Consider the following 20539-nt stretch of genomic DNA (forward strand, 5'->3'; position numbering starts at 1 on the left):
GTTCGCTGACCCGTTCAGCCGGGTTCATCCCACGTTTTGCTGCCACTCGCTAAGGCGCTGTGCTGAGACGCCATTGATGTTTTGGGCCACGGTTTCCGGATCGATCTCCAGAAGGTCACCCACGTCCTCGATACCAGCGGCCTGGAGTTTTTCCTCCGTCTTTTCGCCGATCCCGTCGATCGACGTCAGATCGCCGTTTTGGTTCGCGACGTATTCCCGGTAGTTACAGATCGGGCAGCCAAACTCCCAGGGTTCGTCCCCATCGTCAACGATGCGAAGTTCGGGCATATCGTGTTCGTCACAGCGCCCCTCGGTGATCTCGATGTCGCCCCGCCTGGGGAGCGGAAGGGCGTACTCACAATCCGGATACCTGGTGCAACCGACAAGTCGTGATCCATTGCGGAGATGTTTGATTGCGAGTTCGCCGCCGTGTTCCGCGTGACACTCCGGACACGGGCCGATGATTTCGTCTGCTGCTTCCTCCGCGTCGGCCACCTGACAGAGCGGGCACCCGTGAACGAAGGTGCTCCGACCATCGAGAATTTTGACGTGGTGAAGATCGTGTTCCTCACAGACCGCATCAAGAAGCTGTGGATCACCCCGATTAGGCAGCGGTGCGGTAAACTCACAGTCCGGATAGCCATCACAGCCAACGAAATACGACCCCCGATTATTCTGTCGAACTAACAGGTCCTCGCCACACTCGGGACATGGCCCGAGTGTTTTGTCCGCCTTGAGTGAGGACCGGAGGTGGTCACCAATTGCCTCCCGCGAATCCGACAGCGAGTCGAAGATGCGATCCAGCGCATCCCGTGAATCGGCCGTGACCTCCTCGAGTTCCTTCTCTCCCTCGACGATCGCTGTCATTTCTGCCTCCAGTTCCCGGGTCATCTCCTCGCTGACCACCAGGTCGGCGTACTCCTCCGCGGCTTCGACGACCGCCATGGCAAGTTGGGTTGGCCGAGGCGGGTCCGATTCCAAATAGCCACGGTCGTAAAGTTTCTCGATGACGTTGTGGCGGGTGCTTTTCGTTCCGATACCGAGTTTCTCCATCGTTTCGATCAACCGGGACTGCCCGTAGCGTCGTGGCGGTTTGGTCTCCTTCTCGTCCAGAGAGACCGAATCGATTCCCAGTGAGGTTCCCTCGGTCAAATCCGGCACGTAGTTCTCGGAGGTATCGACATACGGGTAGACATCGTGATAGCCGGGTTCGACCAGTCGCTTGCCGTTGGCCTTGAGTCGTCGGTCCCTCGCGGCTGCAACAACTCGAAGGTGCTCCCAGACGGCCGGGTCGGCCAGCGTGGCGAAAAACCGTCTGGCAACGAGTTCGTACACCTGCCACTCGTCTTCTGAAAGGTCGCCCCGCGCTGGCACGTCCGGCGTTGGGTGAATCGGTGGGTGATCGGTCGTCTCGGATTCCCCTCGCGAGGGTTCGAGTGCCCCCTTTTCGAGCAAGGAGGTCGCCGCCTCGTCGAATGGTGTCCCCTCGAACTTCGAGAGCAGTTCTGCCGGTTCCAGGTCATCTGGGTAGACCGTGTTATCGGTTCGCGGGTACGTGATGTAACCAGCCGTATAGAGGTCTTCGGCGAGGCTCATTGCGCGCCCGGCGTTGAAGCCAAGCGAGCCCGCCGCTTTGATGAACTGTGTGGTCGCAAACGGGGCCGGCGGGTCGTCAGTACGGCGGCGCCGATTGACTGATTCGACCGTGACCGACTCGGCAGTCGACAGGTCCTGTTCGGCCTGGGTCGCGTGAGCCTCGTCCCTGATTCGTTCCGCTTCCGAGCCGGTATCGTCGTAGAAATACTGCGCCTCGAAGGTCGTCTGGTCCCCTGCGAGATCAGCGAACAGTTCCCAGTAGGTTTCCGGATCGAAGGCCTGGATTTCCCGCTCCTTGTCGACTATCAGCTTGAGGGTGGGGCTCTGTACCCGGCCCACACTGATGAAGTCCGTTCCTCGCTGGCCTGAGGTGAGGGAGAGAAATCGGGTGAGTGCAGCGCCCCAGAGCAGATCGATCCGCTGGCGGGCTTCGCCGGCGGCAGCTAACTCGAAGTCGAGGTCGTCCGGGTTCTGGAACTGGGTTTTGACCTCGTTTTCGGTGATCGAGGAGAATCGGACCCGGTCAACGGGCACCGAGTCGTCGACCTCCCGAACGAGTTCGTGGGCCTCCTTCCCGATGAGTTCACCTTCGCGATCGTAATCAGTCGCGATCACGACCCGGTCTGCCTTTCCTGAGAGTCGTTTCAGCGCCGAAACGATGTCCGGTTTGGTGACACGCGTCTCGATCGGTGCGTGAACCAGTTCGGCGGGTTCGACGTCACGCCAGTCCGAGTACTCCTCGGGGAAGTCGACGCCGACAACATGGCCCGCAAGGCCGATAACGCGGTGTGTACCCCAGGCATACACGTCGACCCCAGCGACCCGCTCAGTGCGATTAGACCCGTCGCTCAGGATCTCTGCGATTCGGCGGGCGGCGTTGTTCTTCTCGGTGATTATGAGTTCCACGGGACCACCAGGATGGTGAGCCGTAGGCCAAGACTCCTTGTAAGGATTTCGTCGCCGGCGTCGGGGTCACTTGTGTCCCTCAGTTCGTCTCGGGCAGGTGCTCTCGCAACAATTCGTTCACGTCACCCGGATCCGCCCGGCCACCGGTCTCCTGCATCACTTGTCCGACGAGGAAATTGATAGCCCCCTCTTCCCCGGCCAGGACATCATCCACGGCCTCTGGATTGTTTTCGATGGCTTCCTCGACGGCGGTTGCGATTTCATCCGCACCCGACTTGCCGAGGTCCTCGGCTTCGACGACGTCGTCCGGGGTGTGGCCCTCGTCAAGCATCGATCGCAGCACGACCTCACGGGCGTTACGCTCCGTGATTTCCTCCTCGGCAACGAGTTCGATGAGACGGGAGATCTCGTCGAAGCGGCCCTCGACGTCCGTGATGGCCATGTCGCGATAGTTCAGTTCACCCAACAGCGTGTCCGCGACCCAGGACGCCGCGAGGTCGGGATCGAAGCGATCGGCGACGGCCTCGAAGAAGTCAGCGACCTGCTTCGTCGAGGTGAGTTTGGCCGCAGCCTCGTCACCGAGTCCGTATTCTGTTTGGAAGCGCTCCCGGCGGGCGTCGGGAAGTTCCGGAATCGGGATCTCCGCTTTCCAGTCTGCGACTTCGAGTGGTGGAATATCTGCCTCCCGGAAGTACCGGTACTCCTTTTCTGCCTCCTTCTCCCGCATCGACACCGTGATGCCACGTGTCTCGTCCCAGTGGCGGGTTTCCTGGGTGACTTCCCGGCCTCGTTCGATCGCGTTGCGCTGGCGAGTGATTTCGTAAGCCAGCGCCGTTTCGGCCCCCTTGTGACTCGAAATGTTCTTGACTTCGGTACGGTTAGCATCCGCCAGAACGACATCTGAAATCGAACCCGCCGGGCCGATTTCGGATTCGGCCACGAGGGAAATGTTCGCGTCGATACGGAGACTGCCGTCTCGCTGGCTATCATAGATCCCGAGATACTCGAGGACCTCTTCGAGTTTGGTGAGGAAATCCCGAACTTCTCCCGCGGTTCGGAAATCCGGCTTCGTGACGATTTCCATCAGGGGAACGCCGGCCCGGTTGTAATCAACCAGCGTGTAGTCGGCCGTGTCGATGTGCCCGCCTTCGTGTTGGAGGCTGCCAGGATCTTCTTCGAGATGCGCGCGTTCGATGCCGATGTCCCGGCGCTCGCCTTCGTGGGAGATTTCGAGGTGGCCATCCGCACAGATCGGGGCGTCGTACTGGGTTATCTGGAAGCCTTTCGGAAGGTCGGGGTAGAAGTAGTTCTTCCGGTGAAAGCGGGTACGTTCGGGAATATTAGCCTCGATGGCTTTCCCGAGTTTCACCGCGGCCTCGACGCTGGCCTCATTGAGTACCGGTAACGAACCGGGTAATCCGAGACACACCGGGCAGGTGTTCGTATTCGGCTCGGTGTCTTCGACGTCGGTCGAACAGCCACAGAAGATCTTCGTCTCCGTCTCGAGTTGCACGTGGACCTCGAGGCCGATGACGGGTGCGAGCGAGGCCCGCGTGGAGGCCTGTGTCATTGGCGTTCGATTCCCCGTGGAGGGGTATAGACCTGACGAAGCCTCCGCTGCCGAATCGATGTCTGACGCCTGTCTGTCACACGCTTTAAGTTGATCACGGTGATTCATACACGCATGACCGACGACGAAGATGCCGATTCAGCCCGCGTCGAGGAACTTATTGCTACCGTGGACGGACTGACAACCGAACTGCTCGACCTCCAGAAGCGGGTACGTGACCTGGAAGTGGAACTGGAGGACGAGAAACCGCTGGAAACACAAAGCGTCGAAGAAATGTTTGTCCAAGGAAACAACGGGACGGACGCAGAACAGACCGAGTTGGAAGACGTGGAAACGATCGGCGACGACATCATCGTCGGCTGAACATGTCCCACACCAGATGTACATAGACCAGATCGTCCTGGAGAATTTCAAGAGCTTCGGACGAGCCACCAAAATCCCGTTCTACGAGGACTTCACGACGATCAGCGGTCCGAACGGGTCCGGGAAGTCAAACATCATCGATGCGATCCTCTTCGCTCTTGGCCTGGCCCGAACGAGGGGCATGCGGGCCCAAAAGCTGACCGATCTGATTTACAATCCGGCCCACGAAGCGGACCGAGACCACCAGGGCGCCCGGGAGGCGAGCGTCGAGGTGACCCTTTCGAACGAAGACCGACAGATAACTCGGTCACAGATTGCGACCGCCATCGGGACCGAAGACGTCGACGAAGTCGACCAGATCCGGGTCAAACGCCGGATCAAACAGACCGAGGACAACTACTACTCGTATTACTACCTCAACGGCCGCTCGGTCAACCTCTCCGACATTCAGGACCTGCTCTCGACGGCCGGAGTAACACCGGAAGGGTACAATGTCGTCATGCAAGGTGACGTGACCGGGATCATTCAAATGACCCCCCACGAGCGGCGGGAGATCATCGACGAGATCGCCGGTGTCGCCGAGTTCGACCGAAAGAAAGCCGACGCCCAGACGGAACTCGAACAGGTCCGCGAGCGGATCGGTGAAGCAAAACTCCGGATCGAGGAGAAAACCGAGCGCCTGGAACAACTCGAAGACGAACGGGAGACGGCCCTGGAATACCAGGGGCTCCGAGAGGAAAAGCAGGAGTACGAAGCCTACCGCGACTTGGCCGAACTCGATGAGCGACGGCAGGAACTTGCGGCCACGAGAGCCGATATCGAAGACCGGCAGCGGGAACTCGAGGAGGTAGAAGCCGAACTCGCAGATCGCGAGGAGTCAGTGACTCGGCTGAAAGAGGACCTTGAGGACCTCGACGCCGAGATTGAACGAACCGGTGAGGACGAACAGCTCAAGCTCAAGGGCGAGATGGAGGAACTCAAAGGCGAGATGTCTGGGCTTGAGGACCGGATCGAAGGAGCCAAAGAGCGGATCGAAGAAGCCACCGAAACCCGGCGGCAGGCCTTTGTCAAAATCGATCGCAAGCAAGAGGAAATCGAGGAGCTTGAAGGCGACATACGCGAGCGAAAGGTCGAGAAAGCCTCACTTGCCGGCGAAAAGAGCGAACTCGAAGCCGAAATCGAGGGCGTCGAAGAAGAGATCGAAGCCGTGGACACGGCCTTCGACGATCTTCGTACCGACCTGGAGGAAGCCAAGACGGAACTCGAGGGCGCGAAAACCGAACGAAACGAACTCCAGCGGGAGAAAGACCGCCATATAGACGAGGCGCGCCGTCGGTCGACGGAACTCGACGAGCGCCGTCAGGATTTGGAAACAGCAAAAGAACGGACCGGGGAATTGGAAGCGCGAATCGAGGACCTCGAACGCGAACACGAGAAATCCAAACAGAACAAGGCCCAGATCGAGGGCGTTATCGAGGACCTGGACGACCGCAAGGCAGAGCGAGAGTCGGATCTCGAGGGCCTGGAGTCAAAGCTCGAAGACGCCCAGAAGGAATACGCCTCGCTCGAAGCCCATGCCGACGAGAACGGCGATAGCTCCTTTGGCCGGTCGGTGACGACGATCCTGAACGCTAACATGGGCGAAGTGCACGGGGCAATCGCCGAACTCGGGAGCGTCGGTCGGGACTACGCGACGGCCTGTGAAACCGCCGCTGGCGGGCGGATGTCCCACGTCGTCGTGTCGGATGACGAAGTCGGGGAGCGGTGTATCGAGTACCTCAAGCAGCGAAACGCCGGCCGGGCGACCTTCCTCCCGATCACGAAGATGGAGGACCGCTACCTCCCCGACCCACCAGATCATCCCGGCGTGGTCGACTTCGCCTTCAATCTCGTGGATTTCGCGTCCGAGTACGCACCAGTGTTCTCCTATGTCCTGGGTGACACCCTCGTCGTCGAGGACATGGCCACAGCCCGGGAGTTCATGGGCGAGTATCGCTTGGTCACGGTAGACGGTGACCTCGTCGAAAAGAGTGGCGCCATGACCGGTGGGAGCGGGTCCGGGTCTAGATACTCCTTCGAAGCAACAGGCGAGGGGCAACTCAAGCGGGTGGCAGAGCGAATCGAAAATCTCGAAGACCAGCGAGCTACCATCGTCGATGACATCGAGGACCTCGACGACCAACTCGACCGAGCAAAAGAGAAGCGAGCCGACGCACTCGACGGGCTCCGAGAGATCGAAACCGAACTCGGCCGCGCCGAACGCGAACTCGAGGAAACCGAGACCGAGATCGAATCGCTGATCAAGCGGATCGACGAATTGGAGACCGAGCGAGAATCCGTCCAGGAAGACATGGCCGAACTGGACAAGGAGATCGACGCGACGACCGAACGGATCAGTGACAAAGAAGCAGCAATCGAGGAGTTAAAATCCGAGCTCGCCGATTCGAAGATCCCGGAACTCACTGATGAAAAGGAGTCACTCCAGGCCGAAGTGACAGACATCGAAAATCGGATCGACGAAATCGAAGGCGAACTCAACAGTCTCGGTCTGGAAAAGGAATACGCAGAGTCGGCGATCGAGGACCTCCACGACGACGTCGAAGCCGCGCAGAACACCAAAGCCGAGCAGGAAGAGCGGATCGAAGAATTGGAGGGTGAAATCGCGGACCGAGAGGAGCAACTGGCGGAAAAAGAGGCCGCAATTGCCGAGCTCGAAGAGCAGTTGACAGAGCTCAAATCCGAGCGGGACGACCTGCGTGAGGAGCTGTCGGCCGCACGCGAGGAGCGGGACGAAACGAAAACCGAGGTCGATAGTCTCCAAAATCGGATCCGGAGTCTCGAGCAATCCGCGGGCCGGCTCGAAGCTGAAGTTTCCAAACTTGAGGAGTCCGTCGAGGAAACCGAGCCGGAGGAAATCCCGGACCTGGAAACAGTCGAACGGAACGTCAAGCGCCTGGAACGGCAGATGTCCGAACTCGAACCGGTCAACATGAAGGCCATCGACGAATACGAAACCGTCGAGACGGTCCTCGACCGGCTCACCGAGAAACGGGACGAGTTGGACGAGGAACGGGCGGCCATCGAAGAGCGGATCGACCGCTACGACCGCTTGAAGCGGGAGAACTTCATGGAGGCCTACGAGGCCATCAACGGCCAGTTCCAGAACATCTTCGAACGACTCTCCGACGGAACCGGCGAACTTTCCCTCGAAGATCCCGAGGAACCCTTCGAGGGGGGCATGACGATGCGCGCCCAGCCAGGGGACAAACCGATCCAGCGCCTCGATGCGATGTCAGGCGGCGAAAAATCCCTCACCGCCCTGGCCTTCATCTTCGCAATTCAGCGGTACAACCCGGCACCGTTCTACGCGCTCGACGAAATCGACGCGTTCCTCGATGCAGCAAACGCTGAACGGGTCGGCGAGATGGTCGACGAACTGGCCACCGAGGCCCAGTTCGTGGTCGTCTCTCACCGGTCGGCGATGCTGGAGCGCTCGGAGCGGGCCATCGGCGTGACGATGCAAGAGGACAATCTGTCGGCTGTCACAGGCATCGACCTTGCGGACCGGGAGGCAGTCGCCGATGACTGAAACGGCCCCCATGGGACCGTCCCCGGACGAGGAGACAGCCGAGCCGGTGGAAGTTCTGGTCGGACTCGCGGAGCGCGGGGAAATCGACCCCTGGGACATCGACATCATCCAGGTCACGGATGCGTTCCTGTCGGCCCTGGACGACGGGGAGATCCGCTCCTCCGGCCGTGCGCTGTTCTATGCGAGTGTCCTCCTGCGGATGAAAAGTGACGAGCTGTTCTCGAAGGACCCAGAGCCGGAGCAAGCGGAGCCGGACCGAATCGACCCATTCGCGGAGCAGTCCCCGGTTGACAGCCCGGCTGCGGGCGTTGGCGATCCGATCGATCAACTCGAGGATGAAATGGACCGCCGGCTCGATCGGCAAACCGCTCGAGGCACCCCTGAAACGCTCGACGAATTGGTCCATGAACTCCGGGAGGCCGAACGTGGGTCGTGGTGGAAATCGGGCCGGAGTTACGATACGGAACACTCGCCCCGCGGCTTCCATCGCGGGGTCCAAACCCTCGATTACCGCTCCGGGGACGATACCCGGTCTGAAGGGGAGCCGAATGAATTAGCAGTCACCGGCACAGCCCACGACGAGAACATCGACGAACTCATCGAAGCTGTCACAGCCGCTCTCACGGAGCGGTACGACCAGGGTCGCCCCGAAGTACTGTTCATGGAAATCGCCGACACCGCCGGATCACGAGTCGAGACCTTCCTCGCCTTGCTCTTTCTCTCCCACCGAGGCGAAGTCTATCTCGAACAGGACGACCTGTTCGGAGACCTCTGGATCGAGGATCAGGGTTTGAACGAGTCCGACCCGGAGACTGTCGTAGCGCAATTCGCAGAGGCAGGGGTGAAGTTAGAAGAGGAGCTCGAGCGGTCAGCAGAATCGGGCTCGGAGGAGTCAGTGGAATCCGACTCGGAGGAGCGGAACCAGCCTGGTCCGGTCGACTGAACGTGACGAATTCCCGGGGTTCTCTTTACAGATACTCATCGACCAGTAGGTCGACCGATTCGAGGGTCTCGACCGGAATATGTTCGGGGTCAGTGTTGATCGTCCCGGCCAGGGCCGAGTTACACTCACAGTCCCGTTTGGCTTCAAGGGACTCGATAGCGGCCCCGACAGCTGCCTGGATCGCCGATTCGTTGTGCGAGGCGTTCTCCAATACCCCTTCGAGAGAGACCTGGCTATCGGTCTTCCAGACGTCCCAATCGGTCACGCCGGCAATCGTCGCATAACACAGTTCGGCTTCGCGGGCGAGTTTCGCTTCCGGAATCGCGGTCATGCCGATGATGTCAAAGCCCTGATCACGGTAGAACTCACTTTCCGCACGGGTCGAAAACTGGGGCCCCTCGATCGTGACGTATGTCCCGCCCTCCTCGAGAGCAGCGTCAGTCGCCGTTTCGGCTGCGTCCTGGAGTGTTCCGGAGAGGTCCGGGCAGAAGGGTTCAGCGAACCCCTGGTGGACGACCATTTCATCCCCGAAAAAGGAGTAGTCTCGATGTCGCGTTCGGTCGAAAAGTTGATCTGGAACGACCAGGGTCCGAGGTTCGAGGTCTTCTCGTAAGCTCCCGACCGCGTTGCTTGCGATGACTCGTTCGACGCCGAGAGACTTGAACGCGTAAATATTTGCCCGATAGGGGAGATCAGTGGGCGAATACTGGTGATGCCGACCGTGACGGGGGATAAACGCGACCTCCGTCCCGGTTCCTTCGTAGGTCCCAATTGTTACCGGTGCACTTGGGCTACCGAAGGGGGTCTCGATATCCCGTTCCCGAACGTCGGTCAGCGGGAGGGCCTCGTAGATTCCGCTTCCGCCAATGAAGCCGATCATATCGAACGCTGGGCCTGGTTTGAACCTAAACGTTGGGTTTGCCCCGCGCCCCGTCTCAGTCCTCGATCACTTCCCAGCGGCCTGGGGTCGGTTCGGCGGCGACATCTCGCCGAACCATCTCCGCCAGGACTTCATCCAACCGATTCGGCTGGGCAATTTCCATCTCGATACGATCGATCCCGTGATACGTGGAGAGCTGGGAGCGGAGTTCTGTTTTGCTGTAGGGGCCGTCCTCGGCTTTCCGCATCACGCCAGCGATCAGGTCGACCATGTCCTCAATGAAATTCCAGGGATAGACGACCCAGGTCCACTCGTGAAGCCGTTCACCGACGAAATCAGGTTCGAACTTGCTTGTCTGGAGGAGTTGGAGGGTTGCCGTGCGAACCTCCTCTGCCTCTCGATCGGTGACGTAATCGTAGGCGTATTGGATCGATCCACCCGTGTCGGCGATGTCGTCGACGATGAGGACGTCTTTGCCCTCGACCGAGCCCTCGGGCATTGGATAGCGGATTTCAGGTTCGTCGGATTTCGCCGCCGTGCCGACGTAATGTTCCATCTTCAGGCTAGTCAGATCGTCCAGGCCCAGGAAGTCACAGAGCACTCGCCCCGAAAACCAGCCACCCCTTGCCAGCGCTACGATGACATCGGGATCGAAATCATCCGCTTTCACCTGGTCCGCGACCAATCGGTTGAGGTCATAGATGTAATCCCAGTTCGTCACCGTACAGTTGAACGTATCCGGCAGGTCAGCCATGAGGTTCGGTCACCATTACACATAGAGAGGCGGCCGGACTTTAACCCATGCTATCTCACTGAGAAACAAGTCATTCTTCGGAGCCGAAATCGAATTCGTCAGCCTGTTTGATGTTCCGGAGTTCCCGGTTGACCGATTGGAGGTCCTGCTGCATGTCCGATAACCGATCGTCAAGGACCGCGACGATGTCACTTTTGACGTGTTCGGTGTCGTAGGTCTCGCCCAGGTCCTCGGCTATCGCCCCGGTCAGCGTGTGATAGAGCGCCCAAGCTTTGCCCACCCGCCAGACTGCGAGACCGAGAATCACGGGAACAATCCCGAGGTAGCTCTGTGTCGTAACCTGTGGAATCGGATACCCATAGAGGGTCTCCGGTCCGAACGTGAGTCCGCCAACGAACAGATACCCGCCGATGCCGACGATCACCAGCCCGAGGAGCGAGAGTCCAGTCGTGTACAAGAAGTACCAGCCGGCAAAGCGGAGTGAGCGTTTCTGGTCCATATCGGGGCCATGCGGGGGCGGGGTTTCAAGATTCCGCCATGACTTCGAGACGGGCCGGCAAGCTGGCCACGATCATGGACCGATCTGGCGGTCAGACCTCGGCCTCGGTCCGATCTGGTGATCGGAGCACGTTCTCGGACCGATCTAGCGGTCAGACGCCGTCGACGGCCCTGGTCGTTGGGTAGACCTCGTCCTCGGCCCGGACCGATGGTCAGACCAGCACGATCAATCGAGAACCGCGCCGCAACCTTCATGAGTTTCGTCCGGGTTTACTCACCTGCCACATGGCAGTACGCTGGCTGGAACACATACGGGCCGACGATATCGGGAGTGTCGGCGGGAAAGGCGCGTCACTCGGGGAAATGACCGAAGCGGGGCTCCCTGTCCCACCGGGCTTTGTCGTCACCGCGGACACGTATCGCTCGTTTATCGAGGACACAGGCATCGATACGGAACTGTTCGCGGCCGTTGACGTGGAAACCGAGGATTCAGGGGCGCTTGCTGAAGCCGAATCGCGGGCCAAGGAACTGATCTTGGAAACCCCGGTTCCCACTCACATCAAGGAGGAGATCATGTCGGCATATGCCGATCTCGATGGGGAGGAGCCCTTCGTCGCGGTTCGTTCCTCTGGAACCGCCGAGGATCTTCCGGAAGCCAGTTTCGCCGGCCAGCAGGAAACGTTTCTCAACGTCCAGGGCGATAATTTGCTTGACCGGGTTCGCCGGGCCTGGGCATCACTGTTTACCCAACGCGCGATTTACTATCGAGAGGAACAAGGGTTCGCCCATGACGCGGTCAATATCGCGATCGTCGTCCAGCAGATGGTCGACGCCGAGAAGAGTGGGGTCCTGTTCACCAGTCATCCCTCGACCGGCGCGGCGATGACGATCATCGAGGCTGCCTGGGGGCTGGGCGAAGCAGTCGTCTCGGGGTCAGTATCCCCGGACAACTATCACATCGACCGTGCGACCGGTGAACTCGAAGAAGCCACCGTCACGGAGAAGAAAATCGAGATGGTCCGGGACCCAGAAACCGGCGAGACAGTTTCTCAGCCCATCGAAGACGACAGGCGAAACGCCCGGGTACTGACAAATGAGGAAATCGACGAACTCGTCACGATGGGCGAGCGGGTGGAAGACCATTATGAAACCCCACAGGACGTGGAATGGGCCATCACTGACGGGACGGTGTATATGCTTCAGTCCCGCCCAATCACGACTATTAACGAAGGGGAGGCAGACGAAGAGGCCGACGGGACGAATTCGACTGGGGACAGCCTCCTCTCCGGCCTCGGAGCAAGTCCAGGCATCGCCTCGGGGGCGGTGCGGACCATCCGAAAGCTCGACCAGCTCGACAAAGTCGGGGAGGGTGACATCATCGTCACTCCGATGACGACTCCGGACATGGTGCCCGCGATGAAACGAGCTTCAGGGATCATCACTGAAGAAGGGGGGATGACCAGTCACGCCGCGATCGTTTCACGCGAACTCGGCGTCCCAGCCGTGGTTGGGACGGGAAACGCCACTGACATCCTCGAAGACGACCAGATCGTCACCATCGACGGGGACAGGGGCGCCATTCGGGAGGGCCGGGAGACCGCCAAAGTAGAGCGAGAACCGATCGAAGAAGCGCGGCCCAAAGCCCCGGTCAAGCCGATGACCGCAACAGAGGTGAAGGTCAACATCTCGATCCCCGGCGCAGCGGAACGAGCGGCCGCCACCGGTGCTGACGGAGTCGGACTTCTCCGAATGGAGCATATGATTTTAGGGACGAACAAAACGCCCCAGCGGTACATCAGCGATCACGGGGCTGACGCTTATGAGGACGAAATCGTCACCGGCATCCGGGAGGTCGCCGAAGAGTTCTACCCGCGACCAGTTCGCGTTCGCACGCTTGACGCACCCTCTGATGAGTTTCGACAGTTGGAGGGCGGAAACGACGAGCCAAGTGAGCACAATCCCATGCTCGGGTGGCGTGGAATCCGCCGAAGCCTCGAAGAACCGGAGCTTTTCGAATACGAACTCGGGGCGGTCAAACGGCTCTTTGAGATGGGGTATGACAACGTCGAGATCATGTTCCCGCTCGTCAACGACGCATCAGACGTCGAGCGGGCGCGAAAACACCTCGAAGGTGCCGGCATCGATCCGGAAAAACGCTCGTGGGGTGTCATGGTCGAAACCCCCGCCAGTGTCATGACGATCGATGAAATGGCTGCGGAGGGTATCGACTTTGCCTCCTTCGGAACGAACGACCTGACCCAGTACACGCTCGCCGTCGACCGAAACAACGAACGAGTGTCCGATCGGTTCGACGAACTCCATCCCGCGATGCTCAAACTCATCAGCCGGACCATCGAGGTCTGTCAAGAGCACGACGTGGACACGAGCATCTGCGGCCAGGCCGGCTCGAAACCGGAGATGGTCAACTTCCTCGTGGAAGAGGGGGTCTCGTCGATCTCCGCGAACATCGACGCCGTTCGTGACGTCCAACATGAAGTCAAACGGACCGAACAGCGCCTCTTGCTCGATTCGGTGCGGTGATGGGGACACCCTGAAGCGGCCCATCGCCAACAACAGACGTTTCCTGCATCGTGCCCAACCCGACGAATATGCTCCTGTACCACGCCGTCTTCCTCCTTTTGCTCGTGGGCTCGACCGGGTTTTTCCTAGGACTCGCTGCCGTAAACGTGCATTACGGCAAAGCGACGGTCAGGGACCGAGCTGACTGGCTGGCCGAAAGCCTCGGAATCGAAGCCCCGGGTCGGGTGTTGGAGTATCAGCGGCTGACGACTGCAGCCGAGCAACTCCAGTCGGTGCTCTGGCTCGTGTTGGTATTGCTCGGGTTGTATTCTGGGCTCTTCGGCGAGTTGGTGGCCGTCGTCTACACTGGTATCGAAAACACCCTGCTGGCCGGAATCGTACTCTTTATCGGCACCACAATCGCCGTTCAGTTGCTTCAGCTCCCGTTTAGTGCGTTCGAGACGTTTGCGATCGAGGAGGCATTCGGGTTCAATGAACAATCGCCGAGGCTGTTTCTTCGGGACACACTCGTGAGCACCGCCATCGCAATCGTCCTTGTGACTCTCGTCGGTGGTACCGTGCTCTTCGTCATCGAACAGTTCCCGAACTGGTGGTGGCTCGGCGCCACGGGCGTCGTGGCCCTTTTCAGCCTCGGCAGCCAGATCCTCGTGCCCCGGGTCATCATGCCGTTGTTCTATGACTTCGACCCGGTCGAGGACAGCGATCTTCGCGAAGCCGTCGAGACGGTCTTCGAGCGGGCCGGATTTACCTGCGAGGACGTCTACGAGATGAACGCAAGTTCACGCTCTGGCCACTCGAATGCCTTCTTTACGGGCTTCGGGGCGGCCAAACGGGTCGTCCTCTTTGACACCCTGATCGACCAACTCGAAGAAGCCGAACTTCAAGGAGTGCTTGCGCACGAACTCGCACACTGGAAAAAGGGGCATATCTGGCAGGGGATGGCAGTCAGTGTTATTCAAGCTGGTCTCTTGCTCTTCCTCGCACAGGTCCTCATGAACACGGGATGGCTGTACGGGATGTTCGGGGCCCCATCAGTTCCGGCGGCCGGGCTTATCCTCGCGATCCTCTGGCTCGAACCGGTCTTCGAGTTTACCCAGCCGCTCTCGAACCGCCTGTGGCTCAGAAACGAGCGGGAAGCAGATGCCTTCGCCGTGGATGTCATGAATGGAGGCGAATCCCTGGCGAATGCCCTTGCAACACTCCAGCGAGAGAACCTCGGAAACCCATTCCCCCACCCCTGGTATGAAGCGTTTCATTACCAGCACCCACCGATTCCCGAACGGATCCGTGACCTGACGGCGGCTGAGCAAAACGGCTAAACCACTCCTCCCGGTTGTCCGAGCCATGACGCGGTTTCAGGCACCGGAGCCACAATCCTTCGACAAAGTGCTCTCTTCGATGTGCACGGAACCGGCTCCGGTCGCCAGACGCGCCGCTGAGGAGTTCCTGGCAACCAATCCAGGTGATCCGGGGACGTTCAAATCGGTCGCGGGGCTGGAGCAGGAAACCATCTCGTTGCTCGGGGACGTGGTTGGACTCGATGACCCGCAGGGCTATGTGACGGCTGGGGGCACGGAAGCTAACATCCAGGCCGTGCGAGCGGCTCGAAATCTGGCCGACGTGTCAGCGCCGAACATCGTCGCTCCGGAAAGCGCACACTTCTCGTTGCAGAAAGCCGCGGAACTGCTCGACGTGGAGTTGCGACGTGTGGAAACTGGAGCGGATCACCGGGCTGACCCGGAGGCAATGGCAGCAGTTGCTGATGCGGAAACAGTCTTGATTTTCTGTGTCGCCGGGTCGACCGAATACGGCCGGGTGGACCCGATCCCGGCGCTCGCTGAACTCGCCGATTCGGTTGGGGCTCGGTGTCACGTGGACGCAGCATTCGGCGGATTCCTCCTGCCATTTACCGACGCCGAATGGCACTTCGGGCACGCACCCATCGACTCGATGACGATCGACCCCCACAAGGTCGGTCGGGCAGCGATTCCAGCCGGCGGATTCCTCGCAAGAGACGACTCGGTTCTCGATGCACTCGCCGTCGAAACACCGTATCTCGAATCGGCCACACAGGCCTCACTGGGGGGAACACGAAGCGGTGCGGGAGTTGCGAGCGCCCATGCTGCTTTGCAAGTGCTCTGGCCGGAGGGATATCGGGCGGCATTCGAGCGAAACATGGACCTCGCGACCTGGGTCACGGGGGAACTCGAATCACGGGGCTATCCCGTATCTCAACCGACGTTGCCCCTGGTCACTTGGGTGCCCGAGTCCGAACTCTTCGAGGCGCTCCGGGCCGCCGGTTGGAAAATCGCCCGCACGAGAACGGGAGCCATCCGACTTGTTATTATGCCCCACGTCACCAAGTCCATGCTCGAGTCCTTCCTGGCCGATGTCGATCAACGCCGGTCGTGACCGGCATCGTTTTGAAACGTGACTCGTACCATTGAGATATGTTGGGATCGCTCCTAGATATCGGCCTCGGGGGGTTCGAAGCTGCGGTGGCCGCAGCCTCGGGGTGGAGCGGTCTGGGGGTAATCTTCGTCTACTCGATTTTGATCGCGTTTGTTCTCCCGCTGCCAAGCGAAATCGTCCTCTGTCCGGTCGGCTATCTGTGTCCCGTGAACACCCTTGCGCTCGCTCCGTTGCCCTACGAAGTGCAACTCGGACTGGTAATCGTGGTTAGCGGGCTTGGCAAAGCCATCGGGAGCGTCATCGCCCTGCTGGTCGGTCACAACGCCTCACATTCCGGGATCGTGATTCGGAGTCTCCGTCGACTCGGGTTTCAACCGCTCGAATGGTCCCAACGAACACTCGTCAAAATCGGGCAGCGGTGGGGCCATCTCGGGATGGCAGTGGGCCTGAGCGTTCCCTTTTTCCCCGACACCGCATCCATCTACGCGTTCTCCGTGATCGAGAGCAGCTATACCAAATTCGCGGCCGCGGCCTTTGCCGGCAGCGTTGGCCGACTCGGGGTGACGATGGGGCTAATCGAAGGGGCACTCTTCTTCATTTGAGTTTACCCACGACTGAAGTCGTGGGGTTTCTCCTGCGTTTACTCTAACGGAAACGGGGAGCTTTAACCTGCGGGGCTGGCATCCATACCCATGAGTTACGAGCCGTTCCCCACGGACAACCCGGCGGTGGTGACCTGTGGGCTTCCCTATGCGAACGGGGACCTTCACATCGGACACCTCCGGACCTACGTGAGTGGTGATGTCCTCACTCGGTCGCTCCGGACAATCGGCCAGCAGACCGCTTTCGTCTCAGGGTCAGATATGCATGGGACGCCGATCGCGGTCAACGCCGCCGAATCCGGCGTCTCACCTGAGGACTTCGCCCTCGACTGGCACGAAACCTACGAGGATACCTTCCCGCAGTTCGACATCGATTTCGACAACTACGGTCACACCCATCAAGAGACGAACGTAGAAATGACGCGGGAAATCGTCGAGACGCTCGACGAGAAGGGCCATGTGTACGAAAAAGAAATCGAAGTGGCCTGGGACCCAATCGAAGGCCAGCCGCTTCCGGACCGCTACGTCGAAGGTACCTGCCCCTATTGTGGCGCAGATGCCCGGGGCGACGAATGTGACGAGGGCTGTGGTCGCCATCTGGAACCCGGCGAGATCGAAAACCCGACGAGTATTCTCACTGGCAATCCGGCTGAATATCGCTCTCGGGCGCACAAGTTCTTCGAGGTCTCCGCGTTTCAGGACTACCTCGGGAAGTTCATCAACCGACTGGAGGGAACGAAAAACGCCCGCAATCAGCCGCGAGAATGGATCGAGGGGGAGTTACAAGACTGGTGTATTACCCGAGACCTCGATTGGGGCATCGACTACCCAGAACGGGAGGGCGAGGAGACCGACCTCGTGCTGTACGTCTGGGTCGACGCCCCGATCGAATACATCTCTTCGACCAAACAATACACGGAACGTGTCGGTCCGGACACCTACGACTGGGAAGAAGTCTGGCGTGAGGAGGGGGAAATCGTTCACGTCATCGGGCGGGACATCATCCAGCACCACACTGTCTTCTGGCCGGCCATGCTCGCTGGGGCCGGGTTCACCGAGCCACGAGCGGTGATGGCAAGCGGCTTTGTCAACCTCGACGGAGCAGGCTTCTCGACGAGCCGGGATCGGGCCGTGTGGGCTGACGAATACCTCGATTCCCCGTTCGAGACCGATCTGCTGCGGTACTACATTGCCACGTCCGGGGCCTTCCAGCGTGACATCGACTTCTCCTGGGAGGCATTCCAGGAACGGGCCAACACCGAACTGGCAGACGTTGTAGGGAACTTCGTCTACCGGGCGCTCCTCTTTGCGACGCGGAACTACGACGGGACCCCCGACGTGGAGGTTTCCCCGGCCGTCGAAGAAGAAATCGAGGCGGCCAAGGAGAACTTTCGGTCGGCAATCAACGACTACTCAGTTCGAGACGCCGGAAATGTTCCGCTGGAACTCGCCCGGTACGGAAACGAGTACATTCAGCGCAACGAACCCTGGAACCTCGTCGACGAGGACCCGGCTGAAGCCGCACAGGTCATCCGAGATTCCGTGCAACTGGTCAAGGCACTCACCATCACCCTCGCGCCGTTCACCCCGGACACCGCCGACCAGATCTGGGCAGATCTTAACGAGCAGGGCTCACTCGAAGACACGAACCTTGAGGCCTGTCTCGAAGTCCCGCCGGACACGTTCGAAGCGCCTCGAGAGCCGTTCGAGAAAATCGAGGACGAGCAAGTCCAGGCCCGCCAAGAAGCGTTAGAAGAGCAGATCGAGGAAACGGCTGCAGCGGACGACACCGACACGACAATGACTGATATCGAACCTGTCGCCGAGGATCGAATCGACTTCGATGACTTTCAGGACCTGGACATACGCGTCGGAGAGATCGAATCCGCCGAACCGATCGAAGGGGCTGACAAATTAGTCCGTCTGGAGGTCGACATTGGCGTCGAAACCCGACAAGTCGTGGCCGGGATCAGGCAACTCCACGATGTCGAGGAACTCCCCGGAACGAAAATCGTTCTCCTGGCCAACCTGGAGAAAGCCGACCTCTTCGGGGTCGAGTCGAACGGAATGATCCTGGCCGCTGGTGACGACGCCGACCTCCTTACCACACAGGGGGACAGTCTCCCCGGCACGAAGATCCAATAGGGCCTGAATCCGGGCGCACAGTTGGCACCTTTATTCGATGTGGGCTCGAAGGGAGGGTAATGCGAAACGCGAAAATCGTCTGCACCCTCGGCCCGGCGACCGAGGATCGCGATTCGATCCGCGCCCTCGCCGACGCCGGAATGACCGTGGCACGGATCAATTCGAGCCACGGCACCCGGGAAGACCGGGCCGCGCTCATCGAGCGGGCTCAACAGGTCGATGCCGCAACCGACAAACCGGTGGCGGTGATGGTCGACCTGCAAGGGCCTGAAATCCGAACCGGCAAAACGGACAGCCCGATCGAAATCGGATCAGGGTCGACGGTTACCTTCGTCGAGTCGTCCGCAGTGTCAGCTGACCGGGTCGGCCTTTCGACGGATATCTCTCATGTGACGCCTGGTGACCGTGTCTTACTCGACGACGGCCGCATCGAGACCGAGGTCGAGTCCGTCGAGGCAGGAGCCGTTCGAGCGACGGTCCTCAGCGGTGGCGCGTTGGGAAGTCACAAAGGCGTCAACGTGCCCGGTCTCGACCTCGACGTCGACGTCGTCACCGAAAAAGACCGGGCCGATCTGGAACTGGCCGTCGAAGCCGACGTGGACTTCATTGCGGCCAGTTTCGTCAGAGACGCCGAGGACGTTCTCGAAGTCGGTCGAGAAATCGAATCCCTGGCTGGGGATATCCCAGTGATCGCCAAAATCGAACGTGCGGACGCGGTCGACCATCTGGACGAGATCATCGGCGCGGCACAAGGCATCATGGTCGCCCGTGGCGACCTGGGGGTTGAACTCCCGATGGAGGACGTGCCACTCATTCAAAAACGGATCATCACGAAGAGCCAAACCGCCGGCGTCCCGGTGATTATCGCAACTGAAATGCTCGATTCCATGGTCGATCAGGCCCGCCCGACTCGCGCCGAAGCCTCGGATGTGGCTAACGCAGTGCTCGATGGCACTGACGCGGTAATGCTCTCTGCCGAAACCGCGATCGGCGACCATCCGACACGGGTGGTCGAAACGATGGATCGGATCATCCGGGAGATAGAAGCGAGCGATGAGTACGGCGATATCGTGGAACAACGGGTTCCGGAAGCACCGGGGGACAGCCGCACTGAGGCACTCGCAAGGTCGGCCAGATACCTGGCCCGAGACGTCGATGCAAGCGCCGTCGTCGTCGCCAGCGAATCGGGGTACACCGCCCGCAGGGTCGCCAAGTTCCGGCCCAGCGTCCCGGTCGTCGCGACGACGCCGAGAGATAGCGTGCGGCGACAGTTGGGACTCGTGTGGGGTGTCAATGCACAATACGCCGACGTCCAGACGGGAACCGCGACCTCGGTCGTCCAAGATTCGGTGAGCGCTGGCCTCGAATCAGGTGTCATCGACCCTGGGGACACGATCGTGGTCCTCACCGGGATGATGACCGAACTCGAGGGCGAGGACACCACGAACACGCTAAAAGTTCATGTCGCGGCCGAAACGCTCGCAGTCGGTCGCTCGGTGGTCGACGGACGGATCGCTGGCCCGGTCGTCGAACTCGAATCCACGGAGCTAGCCACCGTCGACCCTGGCAGCATCGGCATCATCCGGGCCGAGTTCGAGGAGGAGCTTACGAGTGGGGTAGAGAACCTCGGTGGGATCGTCAGCGCCCAATCAGGAATGACCAGTTACGCGGCCATGGTGGCCCGCGAACTCGAAATTCCGATGATCAGCGGGGCCGAACTGACCCAGCTCGAATCGGGCC

At 60.1% G+C, this 20539-nt stretch carries 14 protein-coding genes; 9 read left to right on the forward strand and 5 right to left on the reverse strand.

Annotation, left to right across the window (positions count from 1 at the left end; translation table 11 throughout):
* Positions 1-24 precede the first annotated feature (24 nt).
* Together V5A26_RS06565 and gatB are read right to left on the reverse strand one after the other, a co-directional pair.
* Positions 25-2502 carry a DNA topoisomerase I gene (locus tag V5A26_RS06565; RefSeq protein WP_332320253.1) on the reverse strand — a complete coding sequence of 826 codons (2478 nt, stop codon included), beginning with the start codon at positions 2500-2502 and terminating at the stop codon, positions 25-27.
* A 79-nt stretch (positions 2503-2581) separates the two neighbouring features.
* Positions 2582-4072, reverse strand: coding sequence for an Asp-tRNA(Asn)/Glu-tRNA(Gln) amidotransferase subunit GatB (gene gatB / locus V5A26_RS06570; protein ID WP_332320252.1), 1491 nt, complete (start codon positions 4070-4072; stop codon positions 2582-2584).
* 114 nt (positions 4073-4186) lie between these two features.
* Between gatB and V5A26_RS06575 the strand changes: the two genes are divergently transcribed.
* The 3 genes from V5A26_RS06575 to V5A26_RS06585 are packed head-to-tail and all read left to right on the forward strand — an operon-like array spanning position 4187 to position 8967.
* Positions 4187-4435, forward strand: coding sequence for a DUF7518 family protein (locus V5A26_RS06575; RefSeq protein WP_332320251.1), 249 nt, complete (start codon positions 4187-4189; stop codon positions 4433-4435).
* Between the two features lie 16 nt (positions 4436-4451).
* Entirely contained in the window at positions 4452-8024 is a 3573-nt protein-coding gene (smc, locus tag V5A26_RS06580; protein ID WP_332320250.1) for a chromosome segregation protein SMC, read from the forward strand.
* Entirely contained in the window at positions 8017-8967 is a 951-nt protein-coding gene (locus V5A26_RS06585) for a ScpA family protein (protein ID WP_332320249.1), read from the forward strand. The genes smc and V5A26_RS06585 overlap by 8 nt, the downstream gene beginning before the upstream one ends.
* A gap of 25 nt (positions 8968-8992) precedes the next feature.
* On the opposite strand, the gene mtnP is transcribed toward V5A26_RS06585, so the two are convergent.
* The 3 genes from mtnP to V5A26_RS06600 all read right to left on the reverse strand — a co-directional run bounded on the left by mtnP (position 8993) and on the right by V5A26_RS06600 (position 11100).
* Positions 8993-9847: an S-methyl-5'-thioadenosine phosphorylase gene (gene mtnP / locus V5A26_RS06590; protein ID WP_332320248.1), complete on the reverse strand. Its 855-nt coding sequence runs from the start codon at positions 9845-9847 to the stop codon at positions 8993-8995.
* Between the two features lie 55 nt (positions 9848-9902).
* The gene (locus tag V5A26_RS06595; RefSeq protein ID WP_332320247.1) at positions 9903-10601 is read right to left on the reverse strand and encodes a phosphoribosyltransferase; all 699 of its coding nucleotides are present in this window, start codon (positions 10599-10601) and stop codon (positions 9903-9905) included.
* A gap of 70 nt (positions 10602-10671) precedes the next feature.
* On the reverse strand, positions 10672-11100 hold the full coding sequence (locus V5A26_RS06600) for a hypothetical protein (RefSeq protein WP_332320246.1): 429 nt from the start codon (positions 11098-11100) through the stop codon (positions 10672-10674).
* 284 nt (positions 11101-11384) lie between these two features.
* On the opposite strand from V5A26_RS06600, the gene ppsA reads away from it, so the two are divergent.
* The 6 genes from ppsA to pyk all read left to right on the forward strand — a co-directional run.
* Positions 11385-13640, forward strand: coding sequence for a phosphoenolpyruvate synthase (gene ppsA / locus V5A26_RS06605; RefSeq protein WP_332320245.1), 2256 nt, complete (start codon positions 11385-11387; stop codon positions 13638-13640).
* Positions 13641-13708: 68 nt separating this feature from the next.
* The gene (locus V5A26_RS06610) at positions 13709-14959 is read left to right on the forward strand and encodes a M48 family metallopeptidase (RefSeq protein WP_332320244.1); all 1251 of its coding nucleotides are present in this window, start codon (positions 13709-13711) and stop codon (positions 14957-14959) included.
* Positions 14960-14984: 25 nt separating this feature from the next.
* On the forward strand, positions 14985-16052 hold the full coding sequence (mfnA, locus tag V5A26_RS06615) for a tyrosine decarboxylase MfnA (protein ID WP_332320243.1): 1068 nt from the start codon (positions 14985-14987) through the stop codon (positions 16050-16052).
* Between the two features lie 38 nt (positions 16053-16090).
* Positions 16091-16654, forward strand: a complete 564-nt coding sequence (locus tag V5A26_RS06620) for a VTT domain-containing protein (RefSeq protein ID WP_332320242.1) — start codon at positions 16091-16093, stop codon at positions 16652-16654.
* A gap of 90 nt (positions 16655-16744) precedes the next feature.
* On the forward strand, positions 16745-18799 hold the full coding sequence (gene metG, locus V5A26_RS06625) for a methionine--tRNA ligase (protein WP_332320241.1): 2055 nt from the start codon (positions 16745-16747) through the stop codon (positions 18797-18799).
* Between the two features lie 59 nt (positions 18800-18858).
* On the forward strand, positions 18859-20539 hold a 1681-nt coding region (pyk, locus tag V5A26_RS06630; protein ID WP_332322287.1), incomplete at its 3' end, for a pyruvate kinase.

Origin of the sequence: Halodesulfurarchaeum sp. (assembly GCF_036626455.1) — an archaeon.
Classification (GTDB): Archaea; Halobacteriota; Halobacteria; order Halobacteriales; family Halobacteriaceae; genus Halodesulfurarchaeum.